We start from the raw sequence: 25,096 nt of genomic DNA, 5'->3' as shown, positions 1-25,096 counted from the left end.
CCTGCTGTCACGTGAGCCTCGTCGCCCCTCTCTAGGCAGGAGGCCCCGCAGGCGTAATCTCGGGGTTGTGACTATTGCTCCCGAAGGCCGGCGCATGCTTCGGATCGAAGCGCGCAACGCCGAAACTCCCATCGAGCGAAAGCCTCCGTGGATCAAGGTCAAGGCCAAGATGGGCCCGGAGTACACCCAGATGCGCGGCCTGGTGCAGAAAGAGGGCCTGCACACGGTCTGCCAGGAGGCCGGGTGTCCCAACATCTACGAGTGCTGGGAAGACCGCGAGGCCACCTTCCTCATCGGCGGCGACCAGTGCACCCGGCGCTGTGACTTCTGCCAGATCGACACCGGCAAGCCGGCCGAGTTCGACGCCGACGAGCCCCGCCGCGTCGGCGAGTCCGTCGCGACGATGGGCCTGAAGTACGCCACCGTCACCGGCGTGGCCCGCGACGACCTGCCCGACGGCGGCGCGTGGCTCTACGCCGAGACCGTCCGCCAGATCCACAAGCTGCAGCCCGGCTGCGGCGTCGAGCTGCTGATCCCCGACTTCAACGCCGAGCCCGACCAGCTCGCCGAGGTCTTCGGCGCCGAGCCCGAGGTGCTGGCGCACAACGTCGAGACCGTGCCGCGCATCTTCAAGCGCATCCGCCCCGGCTTCCGCTACGAGCGCTCGCTCGACGTCATCACCCAGGCCCGCGCGGCCGGCCTGGTGACCAAGAGCAACCTGATCCTGGGCATGGGCGAGGAGCGCGCCGAGATCTCCCAGGCGCTGCGCGACCTGCACGACGCCGGTTGCGAGCTGATCACCATCACGCAGTACCTGCGCCCCACCCCGCGGCACCACCCCGTCGAGCGCTGGGTCAAGCCCGAGGAGTTCGTCGAGCTGAGCCAGGAGGCCGAGCAGATCGGCTTCGCCGGCGTGATGAGCGGCCCGCTGGTCCGGTCCTCCTACCGGGCCGGCCGCCTCTACAAGCAGGCCCTCGAGGCCCGCGGCTGACACTGTCGTTCCCGATGCCCCGGCCCTGAGGCCGGGGCATCGGTGTTTCTCCCCCCGGACGGCTCCGGCTCAGCTACCCCGGCCTGTCGGCCGATGCTGTGAGACGAGAGCCGATCACAGCGACGGGGAGGTCAGACAGTGCGCCGGTCCATGTTCCTGCTCGCCGCCGCGGCAACGCTGGCCGCCACCTTCGCGGCGCCCGCGACCGCCTCGGCCGCCGAGTCCTGCGTCGCCGCCTCGTCGGCCACCTACCGCCACACGTTCGACGGCGCCTCCGGCAAGGCGACGATCACCGCCGTACGCCGGCTCTGCCCCGGCCAGACCCAGTCGTTCGGCCTCGTCTCCTACACGGCCGGCGCAGCCACCGGCAACGCCGGCCAGTTCCGGTACGCCACCGACCGCGCGACGATCACGTCGACGTCCCGCAGCGTCGACCTAGACGCCGTCGTCCCGCCCTGTTACACCCAGGTCACCGCGATCACCGGCACCGCCCTGCAAGACGAGGTCTCCAACGGCGACAACCCGTACGGCGCGAAGACGCTCGGCGCCCCCGGCAGTCGCTCCACCGGCCCCCGGGCCCACTACCGCGGCGGCTCGGCCGAGTGCACGACCGCCCCGCAGGTCACCTTCGCCAGCGCCTGCGACGGCTCGTACCGCGCCACCCTCACCAACGCCCCCGAGGCCACCGTCAGCGCCGCCTTCCTCATCAACGGCCGCCTGACCCGCCTCGCCCCCGGCCGCTCCACCACCGTCCCCGGCCCCACCGGCGGTTCGCTGACGATCAGGGACAACACCTTCACCACGTACGTAGGAAGCTGGCGCCCACCCGCCTCAGGCTGCACCGCCGCCCCCGCCCCGCCGCCCTCCGCCCCGGCCGCGCCCACCACCCGGCCGTCCACGGACAAGGCCCCCTCCCCCGGAGCAACGCCCGCCCCCACCGCGACGACCACCCCCACCACCGACGCCGCCAACGCCCCCGCCTTTTACTTCACCCCGCCCGCCACAGCCACGGCGGAGCCCCAGGCCGCCCCCGCAGGCATGAGCACCGGCAGCATGCTCGCCGTAGCCTTCGGCCTGCTACTCATCGGCGGCGGCGGCTACTTCCTGTACCGCGTCCTACGCACCCTGCGCGACCCGTCCTAGCCCGCCGCAGCCTTCGGCCTGCCGCACATCCGTGGTCGCGACTACCTCCCGTACCGCGCCCCGCGCACCCTGCACGACCCGGCCTAACCCGCCGCAGCCTTCGACCTGCCGCACATCCGTGGCCGCGACGACCTCCCGTGCCGCGCGACCCGTCCTAGCCCGCCGCAGCCTTCGGCCTGCAACTCATCCGTGGCCACGACTACCCCCTGTACCGTCCCCCGCGCGACCCGGCCTAGCCGGCCGCCGCCGCGGCCGGACGAAAATTGGTTTCGCGTCGGGCCGCAGCCGCCTTACGGTCCGACCCATGGACCTCCTCGAGGAACAGCGCGCCTACTACCAGGCCCGAGCCGCCGAATACGACGAGTGGTGGTACCGCCAGGGCCGCTACGCGCTGGAGCCCGACGAGGAGCGACGCTGGTTCGCCGACGTGGCCACGGCGGAGCAAGCGCTCGACGATTTCCGGCCGGCCGGGAACGTGCTCGAGTTCGCCTGCGGCACCGGCCTCTGGACCCGCCACCTGGCCCGCCACGCCACCACCGTGCTGGCCGTGGACGCCTCCCCCGCCGTGATGGACCTCAACCAGGCCCGCGACCTCGGCCCCCACGTGCGTTACCACCAAGCCGACATCTTCGGCTGGACGCCACCACCGGCCGCGTTCGACGTGGTCTTCTTCGGCTACTGGTTGTCCCACGTCCCGGCAGACCACTTCGCCCCGTTCTGGTCGAAGGTCGCCTCAGCCCTGCGCCCCGGCGGCCGCGCCTTCCTGCTCGACAGCCACCACACCGCCGAGCTGCCCGGCCACGTACAGCAGCGCGTCCTCAACGACGGCCGCGAGTTCCGCATCGTCAAGCACTTCTGGTCCCCCACCGACCTGACCGCCGCCGTAGCCCCGCTCGGCTGGCACCTGACCGCCAAGGTCACCCCGAACGGCCACATCCTCCAAGCGACCGCCACACCCCGATGACCCCGATCACCGGCAGCCAGGTCCACTTCAGTCCGCGAGCAGACCCAGGCGGCGGGCCACCGCGGCAGCCTCGCCCCGATTGGTCACCTCCAGCTTGGCGATGATGCGGGAAACGTGCACGCTCGCGGTCTTGGGCGAGATGTAGAGGTCAGTCGCGATGCGGCCGTTGCTGTGGCCCTCGGCGACCAGGCGAAGGACCTCACGCTCCCGAGCGGTCAACAGCTCGTCGCGCTCACCGCCCGGCGCCGACGCACGGATGCCGAGCCGCCGCGCCAACGTGTCGGCCGCCTCGACCAGCGGAACCGCGCCCAAAGCCGAAGCGACAGCAACCGCCTCGGCGATCGACCCAGCCAGATCAGACGTGACACCGGTCCGTCCCGCGACAAAACCAGCCCCGCCACCCACCGCAGCATCGGCCGGATCGGCGACGGTGCGAGCGACGCCACCGGAACCGGCAATCCGGGCAGCGTCCGAGCGCGCCGCCCCACCAGGACCGGCAATCCGGGCAGCGGCGTCCGAGCGGATGGCCGTGCGGGCGGTGGCTTGGGCCTCGGCCAGACCGAGGAGGGCGGCGGCGAGCTCGTAGCGATGCCCGTCGGCGCGCCACGCCTCGACGGCCTCGCGCCAGCACGCTTCCCCGCCCTGGAGGTAGGCCCGGACCTGCGCCGCGAACGCGATTTCGGCGGGGTAGCGCTGTGGCAGTCCGGCGGCCACGGCGGCGACGGCCCCGGACAACTCGGGGTCGGCGGCGCGGGCGGCGGCTCGGGCCGCGTGGGCCAGGATGGGCCAGGTGTAGCGGGGCCGCGCGGTCAGTTTGGGCTCGGCCAGGGCGGCTCGGGCGGCCTCGAGCGCGGCGGCCGGGTCGGCGTCGTCCAAGGCGGCCAGGATGCGCACGTCGAGCGTGGCCAGGCGGCTCTCGATGCTGAGATAGGGGCGGCAGAGGAAGTCGAGCGAACGGTTGACCAGGGACTCGGCGTCCTCGCGGCCGCGAGCCAGGCGGATGCGGGCGCGCAGGCGCAGCCAGGGCAGGGCCAGCGTCTCGGGCGGGTCGAGGCGGGCGGCCTCGGCCAGGCGAGCGTCGGCCTCGTCCCAGCGGCCCAGGGCGATCAGCGCCTCGGCGTGGTTGGCCAGCAGATAGACGCCGGTGGTGCGGCCGACGCCGATGCGGCCCGCGTCGGGCAGGCCCTCGGCCGCGGCGGAGGCGGACTCCTCGTAGCGGCCCAGCTCGAACAGCGCGTCGGAGACGTTGACCAGGCCGCGGGTGAGGGCGGGCAGGTCACCCGCCGCACGCGCCCGGGCAACAGCGTCGCGCATGACCGGCAGGGCGTCGGTCGGGAGCAGGCGGCCGGCGCAGGCCGATCCGAAGGCCACCTCGGCGGTCACCAGCGCGGCGAGATCGTTCTGCTCGGAGGCGTCGGCCATCGCGACGCGGGCGACCTCGGCGGCGCGTTCGGCGTCGATGCCGGCGAGCTGATGGGCCACCTCGGCCAGCAGACGGAGCCGGTCGGAGCCGCGCGGCGCCTTGCTGAGCAGGCGGAAGGCCTCGTCGCACTCGGTCTGGCCGTCGGATCGGCCCGCCGCGCGCAGCAGCTTGGCCCGCCGCACGAGCAGGCGACCAGCGCGCAGAGGCTGGGCCTCCTCGTCGATGTCGCACAGGGCCGCCCGGGTGAGGCTGAGCGCGCGGACGTGTTCGCCGGAATCGTTCGCGGCCAGTGCCGACTCCTCGAGCAGGTCGAGGTGGTCGATGCCGAGCAGGGTCTCGGCGTCGGGCACGTCCTCCCAGAGCTGGAGCACGCGGTCGAGCAGGCGCGCCTGTTCCCCGTACGCGTAGCGGCCTCTCGCCTCGTCGGCCGCGATCTTGGCCGTGATGAGCGCGCGCGGATGGTCGCGGGCCGCATGCCAGTGATGGGCGATCTCGGCCGCCGCCCGCCCCAGCGGGACCAGATGGGGCTCGGCCTCGACGGCCCGCGCGTAGCGGCCGTGCAGCCGGGCGTGCTCGCCGGGAAGCAGGTCGTCGTGGACGGCCTCACGGACCAGAGCGTGGCGGAACTCGTAGCCCTCGTCGGCGTCGACCACCGTGATCAGCTGGGCCGCGACGATGACCCGCAGCGCCGACTCGAGAGCCGCCTCCTCCAGGCCGGCGACCCGGGCGAGCAGCTCGTGGCTGAACCGGGTGCCTCCCACCGCGGCCATCCGCAGCACCCGTTGAGCCGGCTCGGGCAACTGGTCGGCCCGGGAGAGCAGCAGGTCACGCAGGTTGGCCGGGATCTCGCCGAAGGCCGAGCCGGCGAACTGCTCGATGAAGAACGGGTTGCCCTGGGACCGCTCGGTGATCATGTCGACGACGCGGGCGCCGGGCTCGGCGCCGAGCAGGTGGGTCAGCATCTCGGCGGTGCCCTCGCGGTCGAGCCGGTCGAGCTCGAGGCGCCGCACGCCGCGTACCCGATCGAGCTCGGCCAGGAACGGCCGCAACGGATGGCCGCGGTGCAGCTCGTCGGTGCGGTAGGTGATGACCAGCAGCAGCTGGGGCAGCCGGGCGGCGCGCACCAGGAAGGCGATCAGGTCTCGGGTGGAGCGGTCGGACCAGTGGAGATCCTCGATGAACAGGACCAGCGGCCGGCGCCCCAGCAGCGTGGCCACCGCCTCGAAGAGCAGGCCGCGTCGGGCGTCGGCCTCGGGCGGCGGGCCCAGCTCGGGCAGCAGGCGGGCGAGCTCGCGCTCGTGGCCGTCGAGCGCGGCGACACCCTCGGCCCGCACCAGCTCGCGCAGCGCGCCCGCGAACGGGGCGAAGGGCAGCCCCTCCTCGCCGAGCTCGAGACACTGGCCGGCCAGCACCCGGACGGGCTCGCCGGTCAGACCGTGGCGGAACTCCTCGACCAGGCGGGTCTTGCCCACCCCGGCCTCGCCGCCGACCAGCACGGTCGACGGCTCGGCGTGGCGGGCCCGTTTCAGCGCATCGCGCAGCACGGCGAGGTCGGCCTCGCGGCCGACGAGCACCTCGCTCTGCCCATGCACCGTCATGAGTTGGAGCATGCCATGGGGGTGCGACAGGTTTTCCGGCCCGAATCCGCCCGTCACGCCGCCACCGCGGCCCGGGCCCGGCGGGATCGGCGGGGCCACCGGCCGAAGCGGGTGGCCCGGGCCGAGCCGGCCTCCCGCGCCCGGCGCGCGGAGGCGGCCTGGCCGATCAGCTCGGCGGTGCGTTGGCGGTGCAGGTCGAGCACGGTATGGGGGTCGTTGTAGGGGAACATCTCGGTGTCCTTCCGGTCGAGTTCGCTGAGAAGAACTCTTCGCCGGAAGGCCCCCGCCGGGCATGGGGAAGCTGCCCCATGCCCGGCGGGCCCTGACTCCTTACCGGTAGGGAGGACCACCGGTGCGTAAGTAAGGACCCGCCCCACTACACTTTCGAGTTATGGCAAAAGAGCAGGAGAAGGTGTCGTTCGGCACGCGCCTGAAGCAGATCGGTCAGGTGTTCTCGTTCACGGCGAAGCAGGACAAGTGGTTCGTCCCGCTGCTCGCCGCCGCGGTGCTCATCCCGCTCGCGATCACCGTCGTGCTCGTCCTGCTCGCCGGCTGGATCTATCTGCCGATCGGCATCATGGTCACCCTCCTGGCCGCCGTGATCGTGCTCAACCTGCGGTCGAACGCCGCGATGATGAACGCGGCCGAGGGCCAGCCCGGGGCGGCCGCGTCGCTGATGGAGAACATGCGCGGCGACTGGCGGGTGCGCCCGGCGGCTGCTTCGACGACGCAGTACGACATGGTGCACGTGGTGGTCGGCCGGCCCGGCGTCATCCTGCTGGCCGAGGGCAACCCGCAGCGCGTCCGCGGCCTGCTCGGCCAGGAGAAGCGCCGCCTCTCCAAGGTCATCGGCAACGCCCCGCTGTACGACTACGTGATCGGCACCGAGGAGGGCCAGCTTCCCGTACGCAAGCTGCGCTCGACGATGATGCGGCTGCCGCGCAACCTCACCGGCAAGGACGTCAACTCGCTCGACAAGCGCCTGGGCGCGCTGATGGCCCGGCCCCAGATGCCCAAGGGCGCGATCCCCAAGAACATGCGCCCCAGCAAGGGCGCGTTCCGCCAGCAGCGCCCGCGCTAGCTAGGTACGCCGCACAGCTGGGCACATCACACGGCTGGGCACATCACACGGCTGGGCATGCCGCACGGTCCGGGTCAGGACGGCTGGACCATGATCGAACGGGCGGCCCGGTCGTGCAGCCCCCGCCCGTCGCCGTCGCTGATCGCCGGCGGGATGACCAGCGCCAGGAGCACCGCGCGGACGATCGCCCGGGGCAGGCCGATCGCGCCGCCGTCCACCATGGAGACGCACCGGATGCGGGCCAGCGCCATGCCCGCCGTCTGTCCGAACAGGCCGACGAAGAACGCGTGGACCACGACGAAGACGCCCAGCTGAGGCCACGGGTTGGTGCGCAGGTCGTCGACGAGCAGGGTCGCGACGACCGTGGCGAGCGCCCAGTCGACCAGCAGCGCGCCGAACCGCCGGCCGAACGACGCCGGCCTGATGCCGGACAGGTCGAGCGCGCCGCGCGTACCGGAAGGGGTCTTGCCTGCCGAAACCATGCAACCAGCCTAACCTCGGCGGGTTTCGCGGTAGCCTCACTGAGGCCGGTCATCGACCGTCGGCAGCCTCCCACAGACTCCGTAACATGACGGAAACAATAGGGATACGCCTGGGCAACTCCCGCCCCATAGCGTCGCGACCAGCCCAGCCACGCGGCGGAACCACGCCGCCCCGGTATCGAAATCCTGTGCCAGGAGGACGTGTTGTTCGCCAATCCCGAGGAATTGCTGCGATACCTCAAAGACGAGGACGTCAAGTTCGTCGACGTGCGGTTCTGTGACCTGCCCGGTGTGATGCAGCACTTCAACATGCCGGTCGAGTCGTTCGACGACAGCGTCGTGACCGACGGCCTCGCCTTCGACGGATCCTCGATCCGCGGGTTCCAGGCCATCCACGAGTCCGACATGATGCTGCTGCCGGACGTGAGCACGGCCTTCATCGACCCGTTCCGGATCCAGAAGACGCTGGCGCTGAACTTCTTCATCCACGACCCGTTCACCCGCGAGGCGTACTCGCGTGACCCGCGGAACGTGGCCAAGAAGGCCGAGACCTACCTGGCGTCCAGCGGCATCGCCGACACCGCCTACTTCGGCGCCGAGGCGGAGTTCTACATCTTCGACTCGATCCGCCACTCCACCGCGGCGAACCAGGCCTTCTACTACATCGACTCGGTCGAGGGCGCCTGGAACTCCGGCAAGGAGGAGGAGGGCGGCAACCGCGGCTACAAGACCGCGTACAAGGGCGGCTACTTCCCCGTCGCGCCGCTCGACCACTACAGCGACCTGCGCGACGCCATGGTGCGCCGCCTGATCGACGTCGGCTTCACCGTCGAGCGTTCGCACCACGAGGTCGGCACCGCCGGCCAGGGCGAGATCAACTACAAGTTCTCGACGCTGCTGCACGCCGGCGACCAGATGCAGATGTTCAAGTACATCATCAAGAACACTGCCTGGGAGCACGGCAAGACCGCGACGTTCATGCCGAAGCCGCTGTTCGGCGACAACGGCTCGGGCATGCACACCCACCAGAGCCTGTGGATGAACGGCGAGCCGCTGTTCTACGACGAGACCGGCTACGCGGGCCTGTCCGACACGGCCCGCTGGTACATCGGCGGCCTGCTGCACCACGCGCCCAGCCTGCTGGCCTTCACCAACCCGACGGTCAACTCGTACCGTCGCCTGGTGCCCGGCTACGAGGCCCCGGTCAACCTGGTCTACTCGCAGCGCAACCGCTCGGCCTGCACCCGCATCCCGGTGACCGGCAGCAACCCGAAGGCCAAGCGCGTCGAGTTCCGCGTGCCCGACCCGTCGTCGAACCCGTACCTGGCGTTCTCGGCCCAGATGATGGCCGGCCTGGACGGCATCAAGAACAAGATCGAGCCGCCGGCCCCGATCGACAAGGACCTGTACGACCTGCCGCCCGAGGAGTGGGGCAGCGTCAAGCAGGTGCCCGGCTCGCTCGACGCCGTGCTCAACAGCCTCGAGGCCGACAACGAGTTCCTGACCGCCGGCGGCGTCTTCACCGACGACCTGATCTCCACCTGGATCGACTGGAAGCGCACCAACGAGATCGACCCGGTCCGCCTCCGCCCGACCCCGCACGAGTTCGAGATGTACTACAACGTCTGACTTGATTTAGCGCGCTGACCTGCGGTTTTTCTGACAGCAGCGTTACCGCGCTAAGTAGACGACAAACCGCGAAGCGGCGGTCACGCCTGGCTCCCAGCCGGTGTGGCCGCCGCTTTCGGCTTTCCCCAGGGCACCGTCGACCAGCGATCGCGCCCAGTCCAGCGCATCCGGTCACTCGTGCACGTGATCTCCTCCGTTCCCACCGAACAGCTCCCCCAGCCGCAGCCCGCATCCGGCAGCCACATACACGGCAGCTGACAGCCGGGTCGGCATCGGTTGGGCGAGAAGCGGCAGCTGCTCCGGCGGCGGTATCACTCGGTTGTCGCGATCGATCGCTGAAATCCTGACACCGACGCAGGGCGAACTAGCGATCAGCTGATCGCGCACCGCTGCTGAGAAGATCGACTTCAGGTAGCTTTCCACCACCCGCAGCATCGTCGGCGCGAGCAATCCGACCGCCGCGCCTTCGGCGTCGATCCGGCCACGCATGGGCAACCTCGGCGGAACGCAGCGAAGCCCTCGGGACCTTCCCGGTGATGGGGGACCGAGGGCTTCCGCAAGAGCGATCTGCTTGCTCCAGCGCTATGTCACCAATGCAGGCGCTTCGCGTCCATGTCTACTCCCCGCGAGGCGCGAGGTGGCGTGAGCGAACGCCATGCGAGCCAGGCCGTCAATATGGCCACCCCTTGAAGGAGCAGTAGCACGAAATCCCAAGCGCTCTCGTCGGGCAGGAGAAGGAGCCGTCCCCCAGCGATGGCCACAGCAGAGCAACCCGCTGCCAAGGCCAGAATGCGCCGGCTGCGGACCGACAGTCTGCGTAGCGCCACGGCGAGACCATAGCTGCAGATCCACGTGGACCGCACCCCTCGATCGAACCGTAGACAGACGAGCCAAAACTCGGTATTGGTGCGCCTCCAGCAGGCAGGATCTCCGACGCTGTAGCCAGACAGCGCCTTCGGAGGCCGGTCTACGCGCCCGGACCGCACGAAGCGCGGCGGTCCCGGCGGTTCTGGGATGCCGAAGCCCTTGCTCATCGCACACGGGGAGGCAGCCAGACTGCGTCTGCCCGGGCAAGGTAGTCCGACGTAGGTGCTTAGTCAGGCGCTTCGGTACCGATGACTCCGCTGGGCTGAGGGGTGCACGAAGATCTACCAGACTGAGTGCTGTCTCAGAGAAGCGAACCGCGTTGGTGATCGGCTTCAGATGGTGAACGTCGATCTCCCCGGTGGCCTGCCCGGCCCAGAAAGTGTCGTACGCCTGCTCGACCATGGTCCCGTGATGGCAGACGTGCGACAGCTGAGCGAGGACGCGGCGAAACTGGCCGCGGCTCCGTTGTGGCCGCTCGGCGATGATGAGCTGACAGCGTGCCTGAAAGCGGCGCATCGTGTTGAGCAATGTGCCGCCGCTTTGCAGGCGCGGCTGGTGCAGCAGACCGACGCCCGCGGTCTGCCCGCCGCGCAAGGCCACCGCAACACCGCAAGTTGGCTCCGCAGTCTGCTGTTGATCGATCCGCAACCGGCACGCGAGTTGGCCGGTCAGGCCGCCGCGCTGAGCCGGCATCCGGCCGTCGAGACGGCGGTCCTGGACGGCCGCCTCAACCTGCGCCAGTCCACCGTGATCGGTGCGACCCTCGACGCCCTTTCCGAAGACCTCGCCCACCACAGCGACAGCGAGGCCCACAGCGAGCACCACGGCGGCGATGGCCAGGACTGCCATCCCCACTGCGACGGCGACCGCGACAGTCACGACGGCTGCCAACGCCACGGCGATGGCCGTGGCGGCGAGCTAGGTGAACGCCAGGTATCGCGCCTGGTCGAGCTGGCCCGGACCACGATGATCGGCATGGCCGAGCGGCTACCGGCCTACCAGCTACGCCGGGTGGGCGAACGGATCCTGGCCTACGTCGCCCCGGAGCTGGCCGAGCGCGCCGACGAAGCAGCCCTGGCCCGTCAGGAGGCCCGCGCCTACCGTCGGCGCGGCCTGACGTTGTCGTTGCCGGTCGACGGGCTGGTGCGGCTCTCCGGCCTGCTCGGCACCGAAGACGCCGCCCTCATGCACGCCGCCCTGCACCCACTGTGCACCCCGACTCCGGGCGACGACCGCACGGCAGAGCACCGCCGCGCCGACGCCCTGATCGACATCTGCCGGCTGGCCCTGCGCACCGGCGAGCTGCCCACCGACGGCGGCGAACCACCCCAGCTGGCCGTCACCGTCGCCTACGACCTGCTCACCCGACTCCCGGTCACCGGCATCCAGTTCGTCGGCGTCTCGAACACCGACACTTCGAGCACCGGCATCTCGAGCACCCGCATCCCGCACATGGGCACCCCGGACACCCGCACCCCGCACATGGGCACCCCAGACACCCGCACCCCGCACATAGGCACCCCAGACACCCACACCCCGCACATAGGCACCGGTATCCCGCACATCGGAACCCCACACGTCGGCACCCCAGGCGTCGGCACCCCGAGTGTCGGCACGCTGAGCGTCGGGACTCTGAGTACCGGAAACCGGACCGCGGACGCCCTGAGCGCGGACGCCCTGGCAGACGCTCCGAACGCAGACGCCCTGACCGCGGGCGCCTTGACCGTAGACGCCCCGAACGCAGACGTTCTGCGCACCGGAACGCTGAGCACCGGAACCCTAGGGATTGGAACCCTAGGGATTGGAACCCTAGGGATTGGAACCCTAGGGATTGGAACTCTGGGGATTGGAACTCTGGGGATTGGAACTCTGGGGATCGGGACCACCGATACCGGGCAGCGCCTGTCGGCCGCCGCGATGCGTCGGCTGGCCTGTGACGCCCGGATCCTGCCGTTCGTCCTCGGCGGGGCCGGGCAGATCCTGGACACCGGGCGTGCCCGCCGACTAGCCACCGGCCCGCTGCGCCGCGCCCTGCACGTGCGCGACCGGGGCTGCGCTTTCCCCGACTGTGATCGGCCGCCGCGCTGGACCGACGCCCATCACCTCACCGCCTGGAGCAACGGCGGTCCCACCAGCCTGGACAACCTGGTGCTGCTCTGCCGCCATCACCATCGCCTCGTCCACCACCCGGGTGGCGGCTGGCAGATCCGCCTCGGTCCCGACCAGTGCCCGGACTTCTACCCACCGCCGACCGTCGACCCACTGCGACGACCGCGGCGCAACCTCTATCACCGGCCCGCATCGCTTCGAGGACGTCCAGATCCGCTCGGCACGAAGACGCCAACAGCACCGGGAAGCGCAAAATCCGTTCCCTCCGGGGCGGTGGGCGTCAGTGGGTGACCGGCGGCTCGGAGGACCACGGGAAGTTGATCCACTTGTCGGTGCGGGACCACACGTACTCGCAGGTGACGGTCGACTGTGGCTTCTCGTAGACGACTGCCACGCGGGTGTCGGCCACGTGCGGAGCGCAGAAGTCGCGGACCAGCTGGAGCGTCGCTCCGGTGTCGGCCACGTCGTCGACGATCAGTACCCGGGCGCCGTTCAGGTCGGCGGGCTGGGGCGCCGGCGGGAGCAGCACAGGCATCTCCAGCCGTGCGTCGACGCCGGTGTAGAACTCGACGTTGACCAGGTACATCGCCTTGACGTCGAGGGCGTAACTCAGCGAACCGGCCAGGAACAGCCCGCCGCGGGCGACCGTCAGCACCAGGTCGGGCCGGTAGCCGTCACGGGCGATGGCCACCGCCAGCTCGCGGCCCGCCCGGCCGAAATCTGCCCAGGTCAGGTTCTTACGGTCGGCCATCTCGTCACCCTAGAGGTCGCGGCCGGGTCGGTCCGAGACCGGCCACACGTACGGCAGGTCGTCGGGCACGTCGGGGCCGAACAACGGCCGGTAGAAGTCGGGGTCCTTGCGCAGCAGCGCCGACTGGTGGCTGCGGTGCACCTCCGCCTCGCCCAGCCACGGCGGCAGCTCGCCGGCCTCGGCGAGAGCTTCCCGCGTACGGATCTCGGTGCCCTGGCCCCAGTCGGCCAGCAGCGTCGCCACGGTGGTGTCGGCCCGCCCGGTCGCGGTCCAGACGCCGGCGACATCCAAGCCGTAGCGGATCAGCCCCTCCTCGTAACCGCGCCACATCTTCACGGCGGGGTGGTGGCGCCAGCCGTACCCGGGAGTGATCAAGCCGCGTAGCACCTGCACGGTCTCGACGCGTTGCTTGCCCAGCCGTTTCTGGTCGAGTGCCCGGGCCGAGGCGAGGAAGTCCGCGTACGGAAGAAAAGTCTGCACCGGCCCGACGGTAGTGTCTGGCCGTGGCCACCGCCTTGCTCGTCACCGGAACGGTGGGCTCGGGCAAGACGTCGACCGCGGAGGCCGTCGGTGATCTGCTCACCGCCCGTGAGATTCCGAACGCGGTGATCGACGTGGACTGGCTGCGACGATGCTGGCCGTCACCGCCGGGTGATCGCTTCAACGGTGCCCTCACGGTGCGCAACCTGCGTGCGGTCACCGGCAACTTCGTCGACGCCGGCGCTCGGCGCATCGTTCTCGCCGGGGTGATCGAGAGTCGGACCGAGCGGCAGTCCTACCAGGACGCGCTGGGCCTGCCGTTGTCGGTGTGCCGCCTCCGCGTGGCTCTGCCGGCCGTCCACGCCCGCCTCCGGCGCCGTCACGCGGACGATCCGGAGGGGCTGTCCTGGCACTTGCACCGTTCCGGCGAGCTCGACCGGATCCTGGACGCGGCCGGGGTCGAGGACGTCGTCGTCGACGTGACGACCGAGACAATTCCGCAGGTGGCCGCGTCCGTGCTGTCCGCGGCGCACGTGATTGGATGACGGGGTGACGATTTCGGTTACCGACGTGCCGGAGAAGGACCGCTTCGAGGCGCGCGACGACGACGGGACGCTGGCCGGGGTGATCACCTATCAGGTGACCGGCAACGTCATCGCGTACACGCATACCAAGGTCGAGACCGCGTACGAGGGTCATGGCACCGGTGGCCTGCTGGCTCGCGCGGCCATGGAGGACGCGCTGGCCAAGGGTCGTGTGGTGGTGCCGATCTGCCCGTTCCTCAGCTCGTGGCTGGAGGAGCACAAGGAGTACGACAAGATCGTCGCCCGCTCGCACCGGCGCGTGAAGTAGCCGCCCTCAGGAGAACGGCGTGACCGGCCGATCCTGCGGCACGCCGTCGAGCACGATGTCGACCCGCTCGTTGTAGAAGCAGACCAGATCACGGATCTTCGGGATCTCGGCCACCGGGTCGGGGTAGCTCCACGCCGCGTCGGCCAGCCCCGGATGCGACCAGTATCGGGCCACGCCCTTGTACGGGCACCGCGTCACCGTCTCGCTCGCGCTCAGCCGGTCGGTGCGCACATCGGCGAACGGCAGGTAGTAGCGCGTCGGCAGGTGGGTCTCGAAGAGCAGCACCGGGCGAGCGCTGTTGGCCACCTCCTCGCCGTCGATCAGCACCTGCACACGTCGCGAGCTGTGCAGCGTGTCGACCCGGTGACGAGGCGAGCGGGCGTGGACGAAGATCTGCTCGTCCTCCTCGTACCACTCGAGGGTCTCCCACGAGAACGTGACGTGATCCTTGAGCTGGTTGAACCGGTCGTCGGTCCAGGCCCCGCCGTCGGCCCGCCGACCGCCCGCGACCACCGACCAGCGGCCCTCGGCCCCGTCGGCCAGAACTCCCGGGCGCACGTCCTCGTACGGGAGGAAGTAGGTCGGGAAGCCGCGCTCGCTGATCTCGTCGAGCAGAAGGGCGCGACTGCTGTCGGCGACGACGGTGGAGCCGAGGCGCACCCGGATGCGGCGCGGCGTCGGCTCGACGATGGCCGCGGGCGGCCGGAACTCGTTCATGACTCCGGCATACACCCCACGGCACCCTCCTGCCCAGCCAACGACGGCCGGCACCCCGCCGACGACGAAGACGGCTCGTGCCAGCCAACAACGGCAACAACCGACGTTCAACCAGCGACGACGACCGCCGGCACCCACCAACAACGACGGCCAGCCCCAGCCAACAACGGCAACAACCGACGTTCAACCAGCGACGACGACCGCCGGCACCCACCAACAACGACGGCCAGCCCCAGCCAACAACGGCCGCTGGCACACAACCGACGACGACGGCGCCCGGTGTCTAGTCACGACGGCCGCCGACGTCTAACCGACAACGGCGGTGCTCAGCGGAAGACGACGGCCGCCGGTGCCCAGGCGAAGAAGGCCGCCGGCGCAGGCAACGACAACGGCCGGTTCCCCAGCCAACGACGGCAGCCGCCGGTGCCCAGCCACGACGGGTACCGGTGTAGTCAACGACACCTGCCGACGGCGGTCGGCGGCTGTCACAGGGGCGGGAGAAGCGCCGCGATTGCCGCCTGGCCGGCCGCGTTGGGGTGGTCGCCGTCCGGCGCCAGCAGGCCTGTCGGATCGTGGGATCCGTCGTCGCCGTGGAAGGCCGGCTCGGTCGGTACGAAGGTCGCGCCCGTTCGGGTGGCGGCGTCTCGGAGGGCCTGGTTGACGAGGGCGGTCGCGCGGGCCGCGTCGCGCACGCCGTCGGCTCCGTATTGCGCCGCGCCGACCTGCCCGTCCTGCACGACATTCCAGTAGCCGAGCAGGATCACCGGGACCCGGTGGAGTTGCTCGATCGCGGTGACCGTGGCCGTCACGTCGTCGTCGACGCCGGCCGCGACGGTGGCGTACTGCGCCGGGTGGCCGAAGACCGCGGCCATGTCGTTGGCGCCGATCATGATGACCACCTCGGCCGCCGAGGCCACCTGGCTGCGCTCGGCGGGCACGGCGGCACGGACGTCGGCTGCGGTGGCGCCGGACCGGGCCAGGTTGACGTCGGTGGCGTGCTGGGCCCGGGCGTACAGGGCCGGGAACGGCGAACAACCGCAGGCCGAACCGGCCGCCACCGAATCGCCGAGCGTGAGGACCTCCGGCGGCCGTGCCGGCGACGACGACGGAGCTGCGGCGGCGCAGCCACCCAGCAGCAGCACCGCGACCAGCACGGCCAGGCGCCTCACGACAGTGTCCGGGCCACATCGGCGGGAGGCCGACAGCGGCAGGACCAGCGATGCCAGGCGCCTCACGAGAGGGGCCGGGCCAGGTGGGCGGAGAGCCAGTCGAAGGCGGGCGCTTCCATCTGCCGCCACACCGCGCTGCTGTGGCCGCCGTGCGCCACCACCGCGGTGGTCAGGGACACCGGGCGGTGGCACTCGGCCGCCAGCCGGCGCGAGTCGGCGGCCGACTGCTTGTCGTCGCCGGCCCAGCCCAGCCAGAGCCCGACCGCGGGCTGGGGCAGGTGGCGCAGGCGCCAGCCGGAGTTGTTGGTGGTGTTCTGGGAGCCGTCGCCGACGTCGATGCCCGGTTCGGCGTAGCCGGACAGGCTTGCGGCGGCTGCGTACTGGCGGGGGTGGCGCAGCACCAGGTTGATCGCGCAGAACGCGCCCGCCGAATAGCCGGTCAGGCCCCAGGCGGCCCGGTCGGGGCGTACGCGATAGTGGGCGCGGGCGAAGGCGGGCACGTCGACGGTCAGGAACGTCTCGGCCCGGGGGCCGGCGCGCAGGTTGGTGCACTCGGTGTCGAGCAGGCGCTCGGGGGTCTGATAGGGGAAAAGGACGACCGTCGGCGCCATCCGGCCGGCGGTGATCTCGTGGTCCAGATAGGACTGCACGTTCAGCTTGCGGAGCCAGGTCAGGGGCGTGCCCGGATAGCCGTGCAGCGCCTCGATCACCGGGAAGCGGGCGCTGCCGCTGCGGTAGGCGGCGGGCAGGTAGACGTACATCGGCAGGGTCAGGCCGCTGGCCGGGCCGGTGACCATCACGGTGAGCATCCGACTGCCGTCGGGGTCGGAGGTCGTCGAGGCGGCCTGGGTCTCCGTCGGGTAGGCCTCGGTCAGCCGGTTGACCTGGACGGCCACCGCGGCGACGACGCTGAGCAGCGAGGTGACGACCAGGGCGGAGCGGCTGATCGCCCGGGTCCGGTTCCAGCCGAGGGCGAGCAGCGTGGCGGTCGCCAGCACGGCGGCGAGGGTCAGGGCCGTGGTCATGACGGCGTTCCGGCCGGTGGCAGACGGAGCGGGGCGGTGAGGGCGGGTGGCAGGGCGGTGACCGGCTGGTCGAGCACGGCTGCCCCGGCCGGTTGCCCGGTGACGAAGGCCGCGGCGAGCGGCTGGCGGCCCACGACGTCCCAGCCTGCGGTGGTGACCCGCAGGTCGTGGCTGAGCCGGTCGGGCAGGCTGCTCAGGGCGGCGGCGGTGGTGCCGGCGGTGGGCGCGATCGTCACGGTCACCGCTTCCGGCGTACGGCGGGGAGGCGCACCCGGGCCGCCGGGCCCGGCGAACGCGAGCACCACGGGGAAGGCCACGCCGGGCCGTTCACGGTAGTCCGGCGGCAGCGTCACCGTCGGCGGCCGGGCCAGGCGCCACGCGGCCAGCCCCTGAGGTCGCCAGGTCAACCGGTCGGACCGCACGCGATCGTCGAGCAGGCCCGCGTGCCGACGATCGGCCACCGTGGCCGTGCCGGTGTCGCCCTGCAACGCCTGCCAGGACGGATAGAACTGCTCGTGCCGGTTGACGACCAGCCCCGCGGTCAGCACGACCAGCGCCTCGACGACCAGCACCCCGGCGACGCGGGTGAAAGGCTGCAGCCGCCCGCCCCGCGGCCACACCCAGCCGACAGCCGCGCCGGCCGCGGCGGTCGCGGACGCCGTGAGCAGGATCAGCGGTACGCCGGTGAGCGTCATGCCGTCATCGTCTAAGCGTCGGCTGTGAACTCCCTTGCGGGTTTCCTGTGCACTAGCTCGGTGCCTGTTGAGCTGCACAAACGCGACTGTGTCGTGGCTCGCACCCCGGGACGAAAGCCTCAGCCCACCAGTCGGTCGACGAAAGCGGTCAGGGCGTCGTCCGGGGTCACGTCGGCGCCGATCGACGTGGTCAGCAGGTCGAGGAGCAGGCCGTCCATCGCGTAGTGCAGCAGGGCGATCTCGAGAGCGCCGCCGGGCAGGCCGGTGGTGGCGTGGAAGGCGACGTCGTCGCGGTAGCCGGCGCTCAGCGTGGCGCCGAGGATCTCGGCCAGACCGGGACGGCGGGCAGCCTCCAGGCGCAGCTCGATCAGCGCCCGGGTCAGTTCGGGATGCGCCGTCGTGCGCTCCAGGATGTAGCGCAGGTAGTCGACGAACAGCTCCCGGCCGGCCGGGCGGGCGGCCAGCCGCTGGACGACAGCCGAATCGGGCGCGAAGCGTTCCAGGACGCGCTCACCCAGCGCGCCGAGCAGGGCGTCACGCGTACGGAAGTAGTTGGAAGCCGTGCCGGTGGGCAGGCCGGCCTCGGTGTCGACCGCGCGATGGGTGAGCCCGCGGGCGCCCGACTCGGCGAGCACCCGCAGACCCGCGTCGGCCAGCAGACGGCGGCGCTCAGGGTTCTTGACCACGTCGGAAAGACTAGCCCAACCACTACAGCTGTTGTAGTTTGAGCGCCATGCGAAAGCTCATCTACTACGTGGCCGCGACGGTCGACGGGTTCATCGCCGCGCCGGACGGCGACTTCGCCTTCTTCGGAGCGCTCAGCGAGGAACTGACCGCCTACATCCACGCGCACTACCCGGAGACGCTGCCCACCGCGCTGCCCGAAGCCCTCGGCATCACCGCGCCCCACCAGGCCTTCGACACCGTGCTGATGGGCCGGGGCACCTACGAACCGGCGTTGCGGGCCGGCATCACCAGTCCGTACGCCCATCTGGAGCAGATCGTCTTCTCCCGTACGGTCGACCCGGCCATCGACCCGGCGGTGACTGTCGTGACCGGGGAACCGGTCGGCTACGTGCGCGAGCTCAAGCAACGGCCGGGCCGCGACATCTGGCTCTGCGGCGGCGGCGCGCTGGCCGGCGCGGTGCGTTCCGAGATCGACGAGTACGTCATCAAGCTCAACCCGGTTTTGGCCGGCGACGGCATCAAGCTGACCGCAGGGCCCTTCGACCCGGAGCGGCTGACCCTGATCGACGCCACGCCGCTCGGCGCGAGCGGCGTGGTCGTGCTGCGCTACCGGGCCGGGTGAGCGACCTGGTCGAGGTCCTTGACGAACACGATCCCGTCGATGCCGGTCAGGTGGGCCGGGTCCAGCGGGGCGTAGCCGTACCAGGGGGAAACCCGCGCCGAGGGCCGGCCCGCGCCGAGGAGGGCGGCCAGGCGGTGAGGGCCGACGACGAAGCGATCGTCCGAGACGGCGTACAGGTGGCCTTCGAGGGTGTCCGGGGGTGGAATCTCCACTCCGTGATGGCGGATGGTGCCGACGGCCGTGGCCAGGAACGCGTAGTCGTCGCGCAGCCGGGCGCCGGCGATCGCTCCGGCGCTCCACCACTCCACCGGGCTGCCGCCCATCCGCATGCTGCTGCGCTCACGCTGCAGGTGTCCGTTGTGGGCAAAGACCAGGGTGGGGCCGCGATCGGTGAGCGCCAGCAGGTTGGCCGCCATCATCGAATCCCGTACGCCGAGCAGCCAGGCCAGACGGCCGGGCGACCGATCGGCCATCCAGAAGTGGTACCGCAGCAGACCGGTGGCGGTCCGGCCCAGCAGGCGGGCCCGCTGCTGGCCCTCGCGCGGATCGTGCATGTCCAGCAGGGCCACCAGATCGTCGGCCAGCAACCGCAACTCCCGGGCCTCGGGTGACCGCCCGGCGGAGCGGGACGGGTCCATCATGGCGGCCGGCTCGGTCCAGCGATCGTCATCGCCGAGCAGGCGGTCGAGGGTCTCCGCGGTGCACGGCAGCAGGTCGGCGGCGACCCGCTCGGCCAGGTGGGCGTGCAGCGCGGTCAGGACCGGGCGGGGACTCGCGGCGGCGGTGATCTCGAGCGGACCGTCGAAACCGGCGAACCGCACCCGCGCGGCCGGCGGCCGGCCTTCGTTGTGCGCGCGCATCCACCGTACGAGATCGCGGTTGCCCTCGAAGGCGCCCCACTCGTGGCTGAAGCCGCGCTCCATGGCCTCGTCGAGGGTGCCCACGCCCGACGTGACGTAGTCGTCCACGATCAGGCCCCGCAGGCAGTCGGTCTCGATCGCGATCGTCCGGTAGCCGGCCCGCTCGACGAGCTGCCGGAACAGGTCGTTGCGCACCTCGAGCAGCACGTGCTCACCGTGGGTGGGCTCACCGAGCGCGAGCAGCTGGGGCCGGCCCGGGAGCAACCGCATCACATCGTCGACAGCAACAGTCATGCCTTTGAACTGTATCGTTGAACCAACGATTGAAACTTTTCCGCGACATCGGCAGGCCTGTGGACCGAAAGCCTCAAACACTCCGTCCGGTCGATCTCGCGCGGGCGCATGGCCTGTCGACGCAGGCGGTCCGGAACTACGAGGCGGCCGGCATCCTGCCGCCGGCCGACCGCACCGAGTACGGCTACCGCTCCTACACGCCGCGCCACGAACAGGCGCTAACCGCGTTTCTCGCCCTCGTGCCCGGCCACGGCCACGGGACAGCCGCAGCCATCATGGCGGCGGTCAACCGGGGCGCGACCGGCGAGGCGCTGCAGCTCATCGACGAGAGCCATGCCCAGCTTCTCGACGACCGCCGCACCCTGCGGGCCGTCGAAACCGCGCTGCAAGACCTGATTCCCGTACGACCGGAAAGGGGCGACACGTTCGTCGGCCCGCTGGCCCGGCGCCTCGGCCTGCGCCCGGCCACGCTGCGCAAATGGGAACGGGCCGGCCTGGTCGAGCCGCCTCGTGACCCACGGACCGGCTATCGGGTCTACCGCGCGGCCGACGTGCGCGACGCCCAGCTCGTCCACCAGTTGCGGCGCGGCGGCTACCGCCTCGAGCAGATCGCCCCGCTGATCACCCAGGTCCGCAGCGCCGGCGGCGTGGCCCCGCTCGCCTCGACACTGGCCGACTGGCAGGACCGCCTCACGGCACGGGGCCGGGCTCTGCTCGCCGGCGCGGCCGCCCTGGACGCCTACCTGAGCCCGGGCCAGCCCGAGAGGCACTGACACGACGATGACTCGCCCGGCCGGGTGCCAAGTTACTCCGTAAGGTGTACGGTATTAACCGCCCCCATCTCCGTGAGGTATACGGAGTTAGTTGCGCCGGTGGTCCGAGCGGTTCAGCCGACGCTCGTGTCCCCACGCCGCCCGATGTGTCACCAGGAGAGCCCATGAGCCTGATCCGTCAACTGGACCGCCTGCTCGAAGCCGGCCTCGCCGGCGTCACGGGCCGCAGCCCGGCGGAGCTCGCCACCTACGTCGCCGCTCTGCCGGACGAACCCCACAGCGTGCTGGCCGTGCACCCCACGCTGGCCACCGCCCGTCACCTGGCGCCCCTGCTGCGCCGCCACGACAAGCCCGGCTTCGTCGTCGACGACCTGGTCGACCTGGAGCAGTTCGTCCCCATCGCCGGCCTGACCCTGCCCGACCGCCCGCTCTACCTCATCCACGAACCCGACCGCGGCGACGACCTGCGCAACTGGAGCCCCAACGAGGCGCTGCCCGCCATCCTCGAACGTGGACGGACGCCACTCACCGTCAACGAGGGCATCAGCTGGCTCCTGCAGGAACCGAAGGTGCTCGAACCCAACCATTGCTTCATGACCATCGGCTCCCGCAAACCCACCGGGGACACCCTCGACGCCCGGACCCCCGCCATCTGGATCAGCGGCGGCACCGGACACGACGGCCCCGCCCGACGCAAGGCACCCAAGATCGGATGGTGCTGGGCCGGCAACCGGCACACCTGGCTCGGCTTCGCCTCCGCCCGCCACCGCGCCCCACTCGACCGATGACGTGACTCCGGCACCGCGCCAAGAGAAAACGAAGCGGATCGCACCGGTCGCGCAGGGCGGGCAGAATCGGACGGGTGGAGATCGCCGTGCTCGGGCCGTTGGAGCTGCGCGGCCGGGCCGGTGAGGTCGTGCCGGTGTCGGGTGCGCGGCTGCGTGCCCCTGCTGATATTGCTCGCTCTCGAACCGGGGCGGGTGATCTCGGCCGACCGGCTGATCGACGGTGTCTGGGGTGACGAACCGCCGGCCGCCGCCGGCAACGCGTTGCAGGCCCTGGTCTCCCGGCTGCGGAAGGCGGGGTTGGTGGTCGAGGCCGCCTCGTCCGGATACCGCCTGGTCATCGATGCGGAGCAGATCGACGCGCATGTCTTCACCCGGCTGGCCGAGTCCGATCCGGCGGCGGCGCTCACCCGGTGGCGTGGCGACCTCGACTTTCCCGACGCGGCCCGGGCCGAGGCCGCGCGGCTGCACGAGCTCCGCCTCGCCGCGATGAAGCGCAGCCTCGCCGGCGCGGAGGCCGTGCCGGCCTTGGAAGGTCTGGTCACCCAGCACCCGCTGGACGAGCAGCTGGCCGGGCTGCTCATGCGCGCGCTGCGGGCGAACGGCAACCCGGGCCGTGCGCTGGAGGTCTTCGAGCAGACACGGCGCCGGCTGGCCGACGAGCTCGGCGCCGACCCGTCCGCCGAGTTGCAGGGCCTGCATCTCGAGTTGCTGCGCACCAGGCCGAGCGGCAACCTGCCGACCGAGCTGAGCAGTTTCGTGGGCCGGGAACGGGACGTCCGGGCCGTTCGCGCGCTGCTGGCCGGCCATCGCCTGGTGAGCCTCATCGGGCCCGGCGGCAGCGGCAAGACCCGCCTTTCCGTGGAGGTCGGCGCGGGCCTGAGCGAGGACGTCTGGCGCGTCGAGCTGGCCCCGGTCACCGACCCGGCCGAGGTGCCGCAGGCCATTCTGACCGCGCTCAACCTGCGCGGCCAGGCGATGCTCGACCGTCCGAAGAGGAGCAGCGAGCTGGCCCGGCTGCGGGAGGTGCTGGCGGGCCGCACGATGCTGCTCATCCTGGACAACTGTGAGCACCTGATCGACGCGGCCGCGCGGGTCGCCGACGAGCTGCTGCGGGCCGCGCCGGGGCTGCGCGTGCTGACGACGAGCCGTGAACCGCTGGGCATCCCGGGCGAGCAGCTTCACCCGGTCGAGCCGCTGGCTCTCCCGCCGGTGGACGCGGACGTGTCGACCGCTTCCGGGTTTCCTTCCGTACGCCTTCTGGTCGACCGCGCCGCGGGCTTCACGCTGACCGGGCAGAACGTCGAGGCCGTGGTCCGGATCTGCCGCGCGCTGGACGGCATGCCGCTCGCCATCGAGCTGGCCGCCGCCCGCCTGCGCACGCTGCCCGTGGCCGTGCTCGCCGACCGCCTGGCCGACCGGTTCCGCCTGCTGACCGGGGGCAGCCGCACGGCGCTCCCCCGCCATCAGACGCTGCGCGCGGTGGTCGACTGGAGCTGGGATCTGCTCGACGAGCCGGAGCGGCAGCTGTGGCGCCGGTTCGCGCTGTTCAAGGGAGGCGCCGACGTCGCCGCGGTCGAACAGGTCTGCGGCACCGACGTCGACGCGCTGGCCGCCCTGGCCGACAAGTCCCTGCTCGCGCTCGGCCGGGACGGGCGCTACCGCATGCTGGAGACGATCCGCGAGTACGGGTTGGAGCGGCTGGCCGAGGCCGGCGAGTCCGACGCGCAGCGGCTGCGGCTGGCCGGCTGGCTGCTGGAACTGGCCGGCCGGGCCGACCCGCGGTTGCGCGGCCCCGACCAACTGGTGTGGCTGGCCCGGCTGGCCACGGAGCACGACAATCTGCACGCCTCGGTGCGCGCCGCGATCGAGGCGGGCGACCGGGCGACCGGGGCCGCGTTCGTGGCCCGGCTGGGCTGGTACTGGTGGCTGAGCGGGCACCGGTCGGAGGGGGCTGCGCTGGCCGCCGAGGTGTCGTCGATGCCGGGCGACGTCCGTCCCGAGGATCTCGCGCTGACCCACACCTACGCGGCGATCAACGGGCTGGAGGGCGGCCTGCCGGTCGATCGGGTGCAGGCCGAGTTCGCGCTGGCTCAGCAGCGCAGCGCCGGTCTGGGCTCGGCGCACCCGGCGTTGCGGCTGATCCCGCCGCTGGCCGCGATGTTCGACGACCCGAGCGGGCCGGAGTCCGGGTTCCGGCTGGCCGAGCCGCTGTTCGACGACCCGGAGCCGTGGTTGCGAGCCGTGGCCAAGATGTTCGTGTCGCAGTTGCGGCTCAACTTCGGGCAGAGCGCCGAGGTCGCCGAGGCCGAGATGCGCGAGGCCCTGGCCGGCTTCCGGGCGATCGGCGAGCGGTGGGGCATGGGGTTCGCGGTCAGCCTGCTGGGCGATCTGGCCGCGGCGCGGGGTGACTTCGCGACGGCGGTGGACCGGCAGCGGGAGGCGATCGCCCTGGTCCGCGAGGTGGGGGTGCGCGAGGACCTGCCGCAGATGGAGGTGAAGCTCGCCCATCAGCTGTGGATGGCGGGCGAGGTGGCCGAGGCGCGCACGGTGCTCAAGCAGGCCCGGGTGGCCGCCGAGGAGGTCGCGCTGCCCGAGGTGCTGGCCTCGGTGGCGTACGGCCACGCCACGTTCGCCCGGATGGAGGGTGATCTGGAGGAGGCGCGGCGCAGCATGGACGCGGCGCTGGCCCGGTTGCGCCACCCCGCGGTGGTCCCCCAGTTCCAGGCGATGGCCCTGCACACCCAGGGCCTGATCAGCGCCGCGACCGGCGACCTGGACACGGCCCGGGTCAAGCACCTGGCGGCCGTCCGGATGGCGACCGGGTCACGGGACTCGCCGGTGGTCGCGCTGACCCTGGTCGGCGCGGCCGATCTGGTCCTGCGCGAGGGCGACGCCGGCCGGGCGGCCTTTCTGCTGGGCGCCGCCGACGAGGTGCGCGGCTATCGCGACCGTTCGGTTCCCGACGTCGCCCGCATCACGGCCGAAGCCCGCGCCACCCTGGGCGACGCGGGCTTCGAGCAGGCATACCGCCGGGCGGCCGGCACCACGGTGGCCGACGCGCCCGGTCTTCTCGGATGATCTACCGGTCTTCTCGGA

At 71.6% G+C, this 25,096-nt stretch carries 24 protein-coding genes; 12 read left to right on the top strand and 12 right to left on the bottom strand.

Annotation, left to right across the window (positions count from 1 at the left end):
* Positions 1–94 precede the first annotated feature (94 nt).
* The 3 genes from lipA (at position 95) to HJC40_RS01135 (ending at position 3,098) form a co-directional block, all read left to right on the top strand.
* Positions 95–991, top strand: coding sequence for a lipoyl synthase (gene lipA, locus HJC40_RS01145; protein ID WP_249997710.1), 897 nt, complete (start codon positions 95–97; stop codon positions 989–991).
* A 138-nt stretch (positions 992–1,129) separates the two neighbouring features.
* Complete coding sequence (locus tag HJC40_RS01140; RefSeq protein WP_249997709.1) at positions 1,130–2,134, top strand: hypothetical protein; 1,005 nt, start codon at positions 1,130–1,132, stop codon at positions 2,132–2,134.
* Positions 2,135–2,438: 304 nt separating this feature from the next.
* On the top strand, positions 2,439–3,098 hold the full coding sequence (locus HJC40_RS01135) for a class I SAM-dependent methyltransferase (RefSeq protein ID WP_249997708.1): 660 nt from the start codon (positions 2,439–2,441) through the stop codon (positions 3,096–3,098).
* A 27-nt stretch (positions 3,099–3,125) separates the two neighbouring features.
* Here HJC40_RS01135 and HJC40_RS01130 read toward each other — a convergent pair whose 3' ends face one another.
* The gene (locus HJC40_RS01130; protein ID WP_374271043.1) at positions 3,126–6,131 is read right to left on the bottom strand and encodes an AAA family ATPase; all 3,006 of its coding nucleotides are present in this window, start codon (positions 6,129–6,131) and stop codon (positions 3,126–3,128) included.
* A gap of 41 nt (positions 6,132–6,172) precedes the next feature.
* Positions 6,173–6,349 carry a hypothetical protein gene (locus HJC40_RS01125; protein WP_249997706.1) on the bottom strand — a complete coding sequence of 59 codons (177 nt, stop codon included), beginning with the start codon at positions 6,347–6,349 and terminating at the stop codon, positions 6,173–6,175.
* Positions 6,350–6,510: 161 nt separating this feature from the next.
* Between HJC40_RS01125 and HJC40_RS01120 the strand changes: the two genes are divergently transcribed.
* A complete protein-coding gene (locus HJC40_RS01120) occupies positions 6,511–7,200 on the top strand; it encodes a DUF4191 domain-containing protein (RefSeq protein ID WP_249997705.1) in 690 nt (229 codons plus the stop codon).
* 74 nt (positions 7,201–7,274) lie between these two features.
* Here HJC40_RS01120 and HJC40_RS01115 read toward each other — a convergent pair whose 3' ends face one another.
* Positions 7,275–7,682, bottom strand: coding sequence for an RDD family protein (locus tag HJC40_RS01115; RefSeq protein ID WP_249997704.1), 408 nt, complete (start codon positions 7,680–7,682; stop codon positions 7,275–7,277).
* Positions 7,683–7,886: 204 nt separating this feature from the next.
* Between HJC40_RS01115 and glnA the strand changes: the two genes are divergently transcribed.
* Positions 7,887–9,311 carry a type I glutamate--ammonia ligase gene (gene glnA, locus HJC40_RS01110; RefSeq protein WP_249997703.1) on the top strand — a complete coding sequence of 475 codons (1,425 nt, stop codon included), beginning with the start codon at positions 7,887–7,889 and terminating at the stop codon, positions 9,309–9,311.
* Positions 9,312–9,482: 171 nt separating this feature from the next.
* Here glnA and HJC40_RS01105 read toward each other — a convergent pair whose 3' ends face one another.
* Positions 9,483–9,800, bottom strand: a complete 318-nt coding sequence (locus HJC40_RS01105; RefSeq protein ID WP_249997702.1) for a hypothetical protein — start codon at positions 9,798–9,800, stop codon at positions 9,483–9,485.
* Positions 9,801–10,589: 789 nt separating this feature from the next.
* Here HJC40_RS01105 and HJC40_RS46525 point away from each other — a divergent pair.
* Complete coding sequence (locus HJC40_RS46525) at positions 10,590–12,578, top strand: DUF222 domain-containing protein (protein ID WP_374271042.1); 1,989 nt, start codon at positions 10,590–10,592, stop codon at positions 12,576–12,578.
* On the opposite strand, the gene HJC40_RS01090 is transcribed toward HJC40_RS46525, so the two are convergent.
* Both HJC40_RS01090 and HJC40_RS01085 read right to left on the bottom strand, forming a co-directional pair.
* Positions 12,568–13,038, bottom strand: a complete 471-nt coding sequence (locus HJC40_RS01090; protein ID WP_249997701.1) for a phosphoribosyltransferase — start codon at positions 13,036–13,038, stop codon at positions 12,568–12,570. The genes HJC40_RS46525 and HJC40_RS01090 overlap by 11 nt on opposite strands.
* Positions 13,039–13,047: 9 nt before the next feature.
* On the bottom strand, positions 13,048–13,518 hold the full coding sequence (locus tag HJC40_RS01085) for an MSMEG_6728 family protein (RefSeq protein ID WP_249997700.1): 471 nt from the start codon (positions 13,516–13,518) through the stop codon (positions 13,048–13,050).
* 23 nt (positions 13,519–13,541) lie between these two features.
* Between HJC40_RS01085 and HJC40_RS01080 the strand changes: the two genes are divergently transcribed.
* Together HJC40_RS01080 and HJC40_RS01075 are read left to right on the top strand one after the other, a co-directional pair.
* Entirely contained in the window at positions 13,542–14,063 is a 522-nt protein-coding gene (locus tag HJC40_RS01080; protein WP_249997699.1) for an adenylyl-sulfate kinase, read from the top strand.
* Positions 14,064–14,067: 4 nt separating this feature from the next.
* The gene (locus tag HJC40_RS01075; RefSeq protein ID WP_249997698.1) at positions 14,068–14,370 is read left to right on the top strand and encodes a GNAT family N-acetyltransferase; all 303 of its coding nucleotides are present in this window, start codon (positions 14,068–14,070) and stop codon (positions 14,368–14,370) included.
* 6 nt (positions 14,371–14,376) lie between these two features.
* On the opposite strand, the gene HJC40_RS01070 is transcribed toward HJC40_RS01075, so the two are convergent.
* The 5 genes from HJC40_RS01070 to HJC40_RS01050 all read right to left on the bottom strand — a co-directional run bounded on the left by HJC40_RS01070 (position 14,377) and on the right by HJC40_RS01050 (position 18,662).
* Positions 14,377–15,087: a DUF427 domain-containing protein gene (locus HJC40_RS01070; RefSeq protein ID WP_249997697.1), complete on the bottom strand. Its 711-nt coding sequence runs from the start codon at positions 15,085–15,087 to the stop codon at positions 14,377–14,379.
* Between the two features lie 485 nt (positions 15,088–15,572).
* The gene (locus tag HJC40_RS01065; protein WP_249997696.1) at positions 15,573–16,256 is read right to left on the bottom strand and encodes an SGNH/GDSL hydrolase family protein; all 684 of its coding nucleotides are present in this window, start codon (positions 16,254–16,256) and stop codon (positions 15,573–15,575) included.
* Between the two features lie 62 nt (positions 16,257–16,318).
* A complete protein-coding gene (locus HJC40_RS01060; protein ID WP_249997695.1) occupies positions 16,319–17,281 on the bottom strand; it encodes an esterase family protein in 963 nt (320 codons plus the stop codon).
* Positions 17,278–17,976 carry a hypothetical protein gene (locus HJC40_RS01055; protein ID WP_249997694.1) on the bottom strand — a complete coding sequence of 233 codons (699 nt, stop codon included), beginning with the start codon at positions 17,974–17,976 and terminating at the stop codon, positions 17,278–17,280. The genes HJC40_RS01060 and HJC40_RS01055 overlap by 4 nt, the downstream gene beginning before the upstream one ends.
* Positions 17,977–18,095: 119 nt before the next feature.
* Positions 18,096–18,662 (bottom strand): TetR/AcrR family transcriptional regulator, encoded by a 567-nt coding sequence (locus HJC40_RS01050; RefSeq protein ID WP_249997693.1) that lies wholly within the window; start codon positions 18,660–18,662, stop codon positions 18,096–18,098.
* Between the two features lie 47 nt (positions 18,663–18,709).
* Between HJC40_RS01050 and HJC40_RS01045 the strand changes: the two genes are divergently transcribed.
* Positions 18,710–19,285 (top strand): dihydrofolate reductase family protein, encoded by a 576-nt coding sequence (locus tag HJC40_RS01045; RefSeq protein WP_249997692.1) that lies wholly within the window; start codon positions 18,710–18,712, stop codon positions 19,283–19,285.
* Here the strand turns inward: HJC40_RS01045 and HJC40_RS01040 are convergent.
* Positions 19,270–20,439, bottom strand: coding sequence for an erythromycin esterase family protein (locus HJC40_RS01040; protein WP_249997691.1), 1,170 nt, complete (start codon positions 20,437–20,439; stop codon positions 19,270–19,272). The genes HJC40_RS01045 and HJC40_RS01040 overlap by 16 nt on opposite strands.
* A 59-nt stretch (positions 20,440–20,498) precedes the next feature.
* On the opposite strand from HJC40_RS01040, the gene HJC40_RS01035 reads away from it, so the two are divergent.
* From HJC40_RS01035 to HJC40_RS01025, 3 genes are all read left to right on the top strand, one after another.
* Positions 20,499–21,212 (top strand): MerR family transcriptional regulator, encoded by a 714-nt coding sequence (locus HJC40_RS01035; RefSeq protein ID WP_249997690.1) that lies wholly within the window; start codon positions 20,499–20,501, stop codon positions 21,210–21,212.
* A 164-nt stretch (positions 21,213–21,376) separates the two neighbouring features.
* Positions 21,377–22,000 (top strand): DUF5701 family protein, encoded by a 624-nt coding sequence (locus HJC40_RS01030; protein ID WP_249997689.1) that lies wholly within the window; start codon positions 21,377–21,379, stop codon positions 21,998–22,000.
* A 153-nt stretch (positions 22,001–22,153) separates the two neighbouring features.
* The gene (locus HJC40_RS01025; protein WP_249997688.1) at positions 22,154–25,078 is read left to right on the top strand and encodes a BTAD domain-containing putative transcriptional regulator; all 2,925 of its coding nucleotides are present in this window, start codon (positions 22,154–22,156) and stop codon (positions 25,076–25,078) included.
* Positions 25,079–25,096 lie beyond the last annotated feature (18 nt).

Source organism: Actinoplanes sp. M2I2 (genome assembly GCF_023544445.1).
Classification (GTDB): Bacteria; Actinomycetota; Actinomycetes; order Mycobacteriales; family Micromonosporaceae; genus Actinoplanes.
This window is presented reverse-complemented; position numbering and strand designations above follow the sequence as displayed.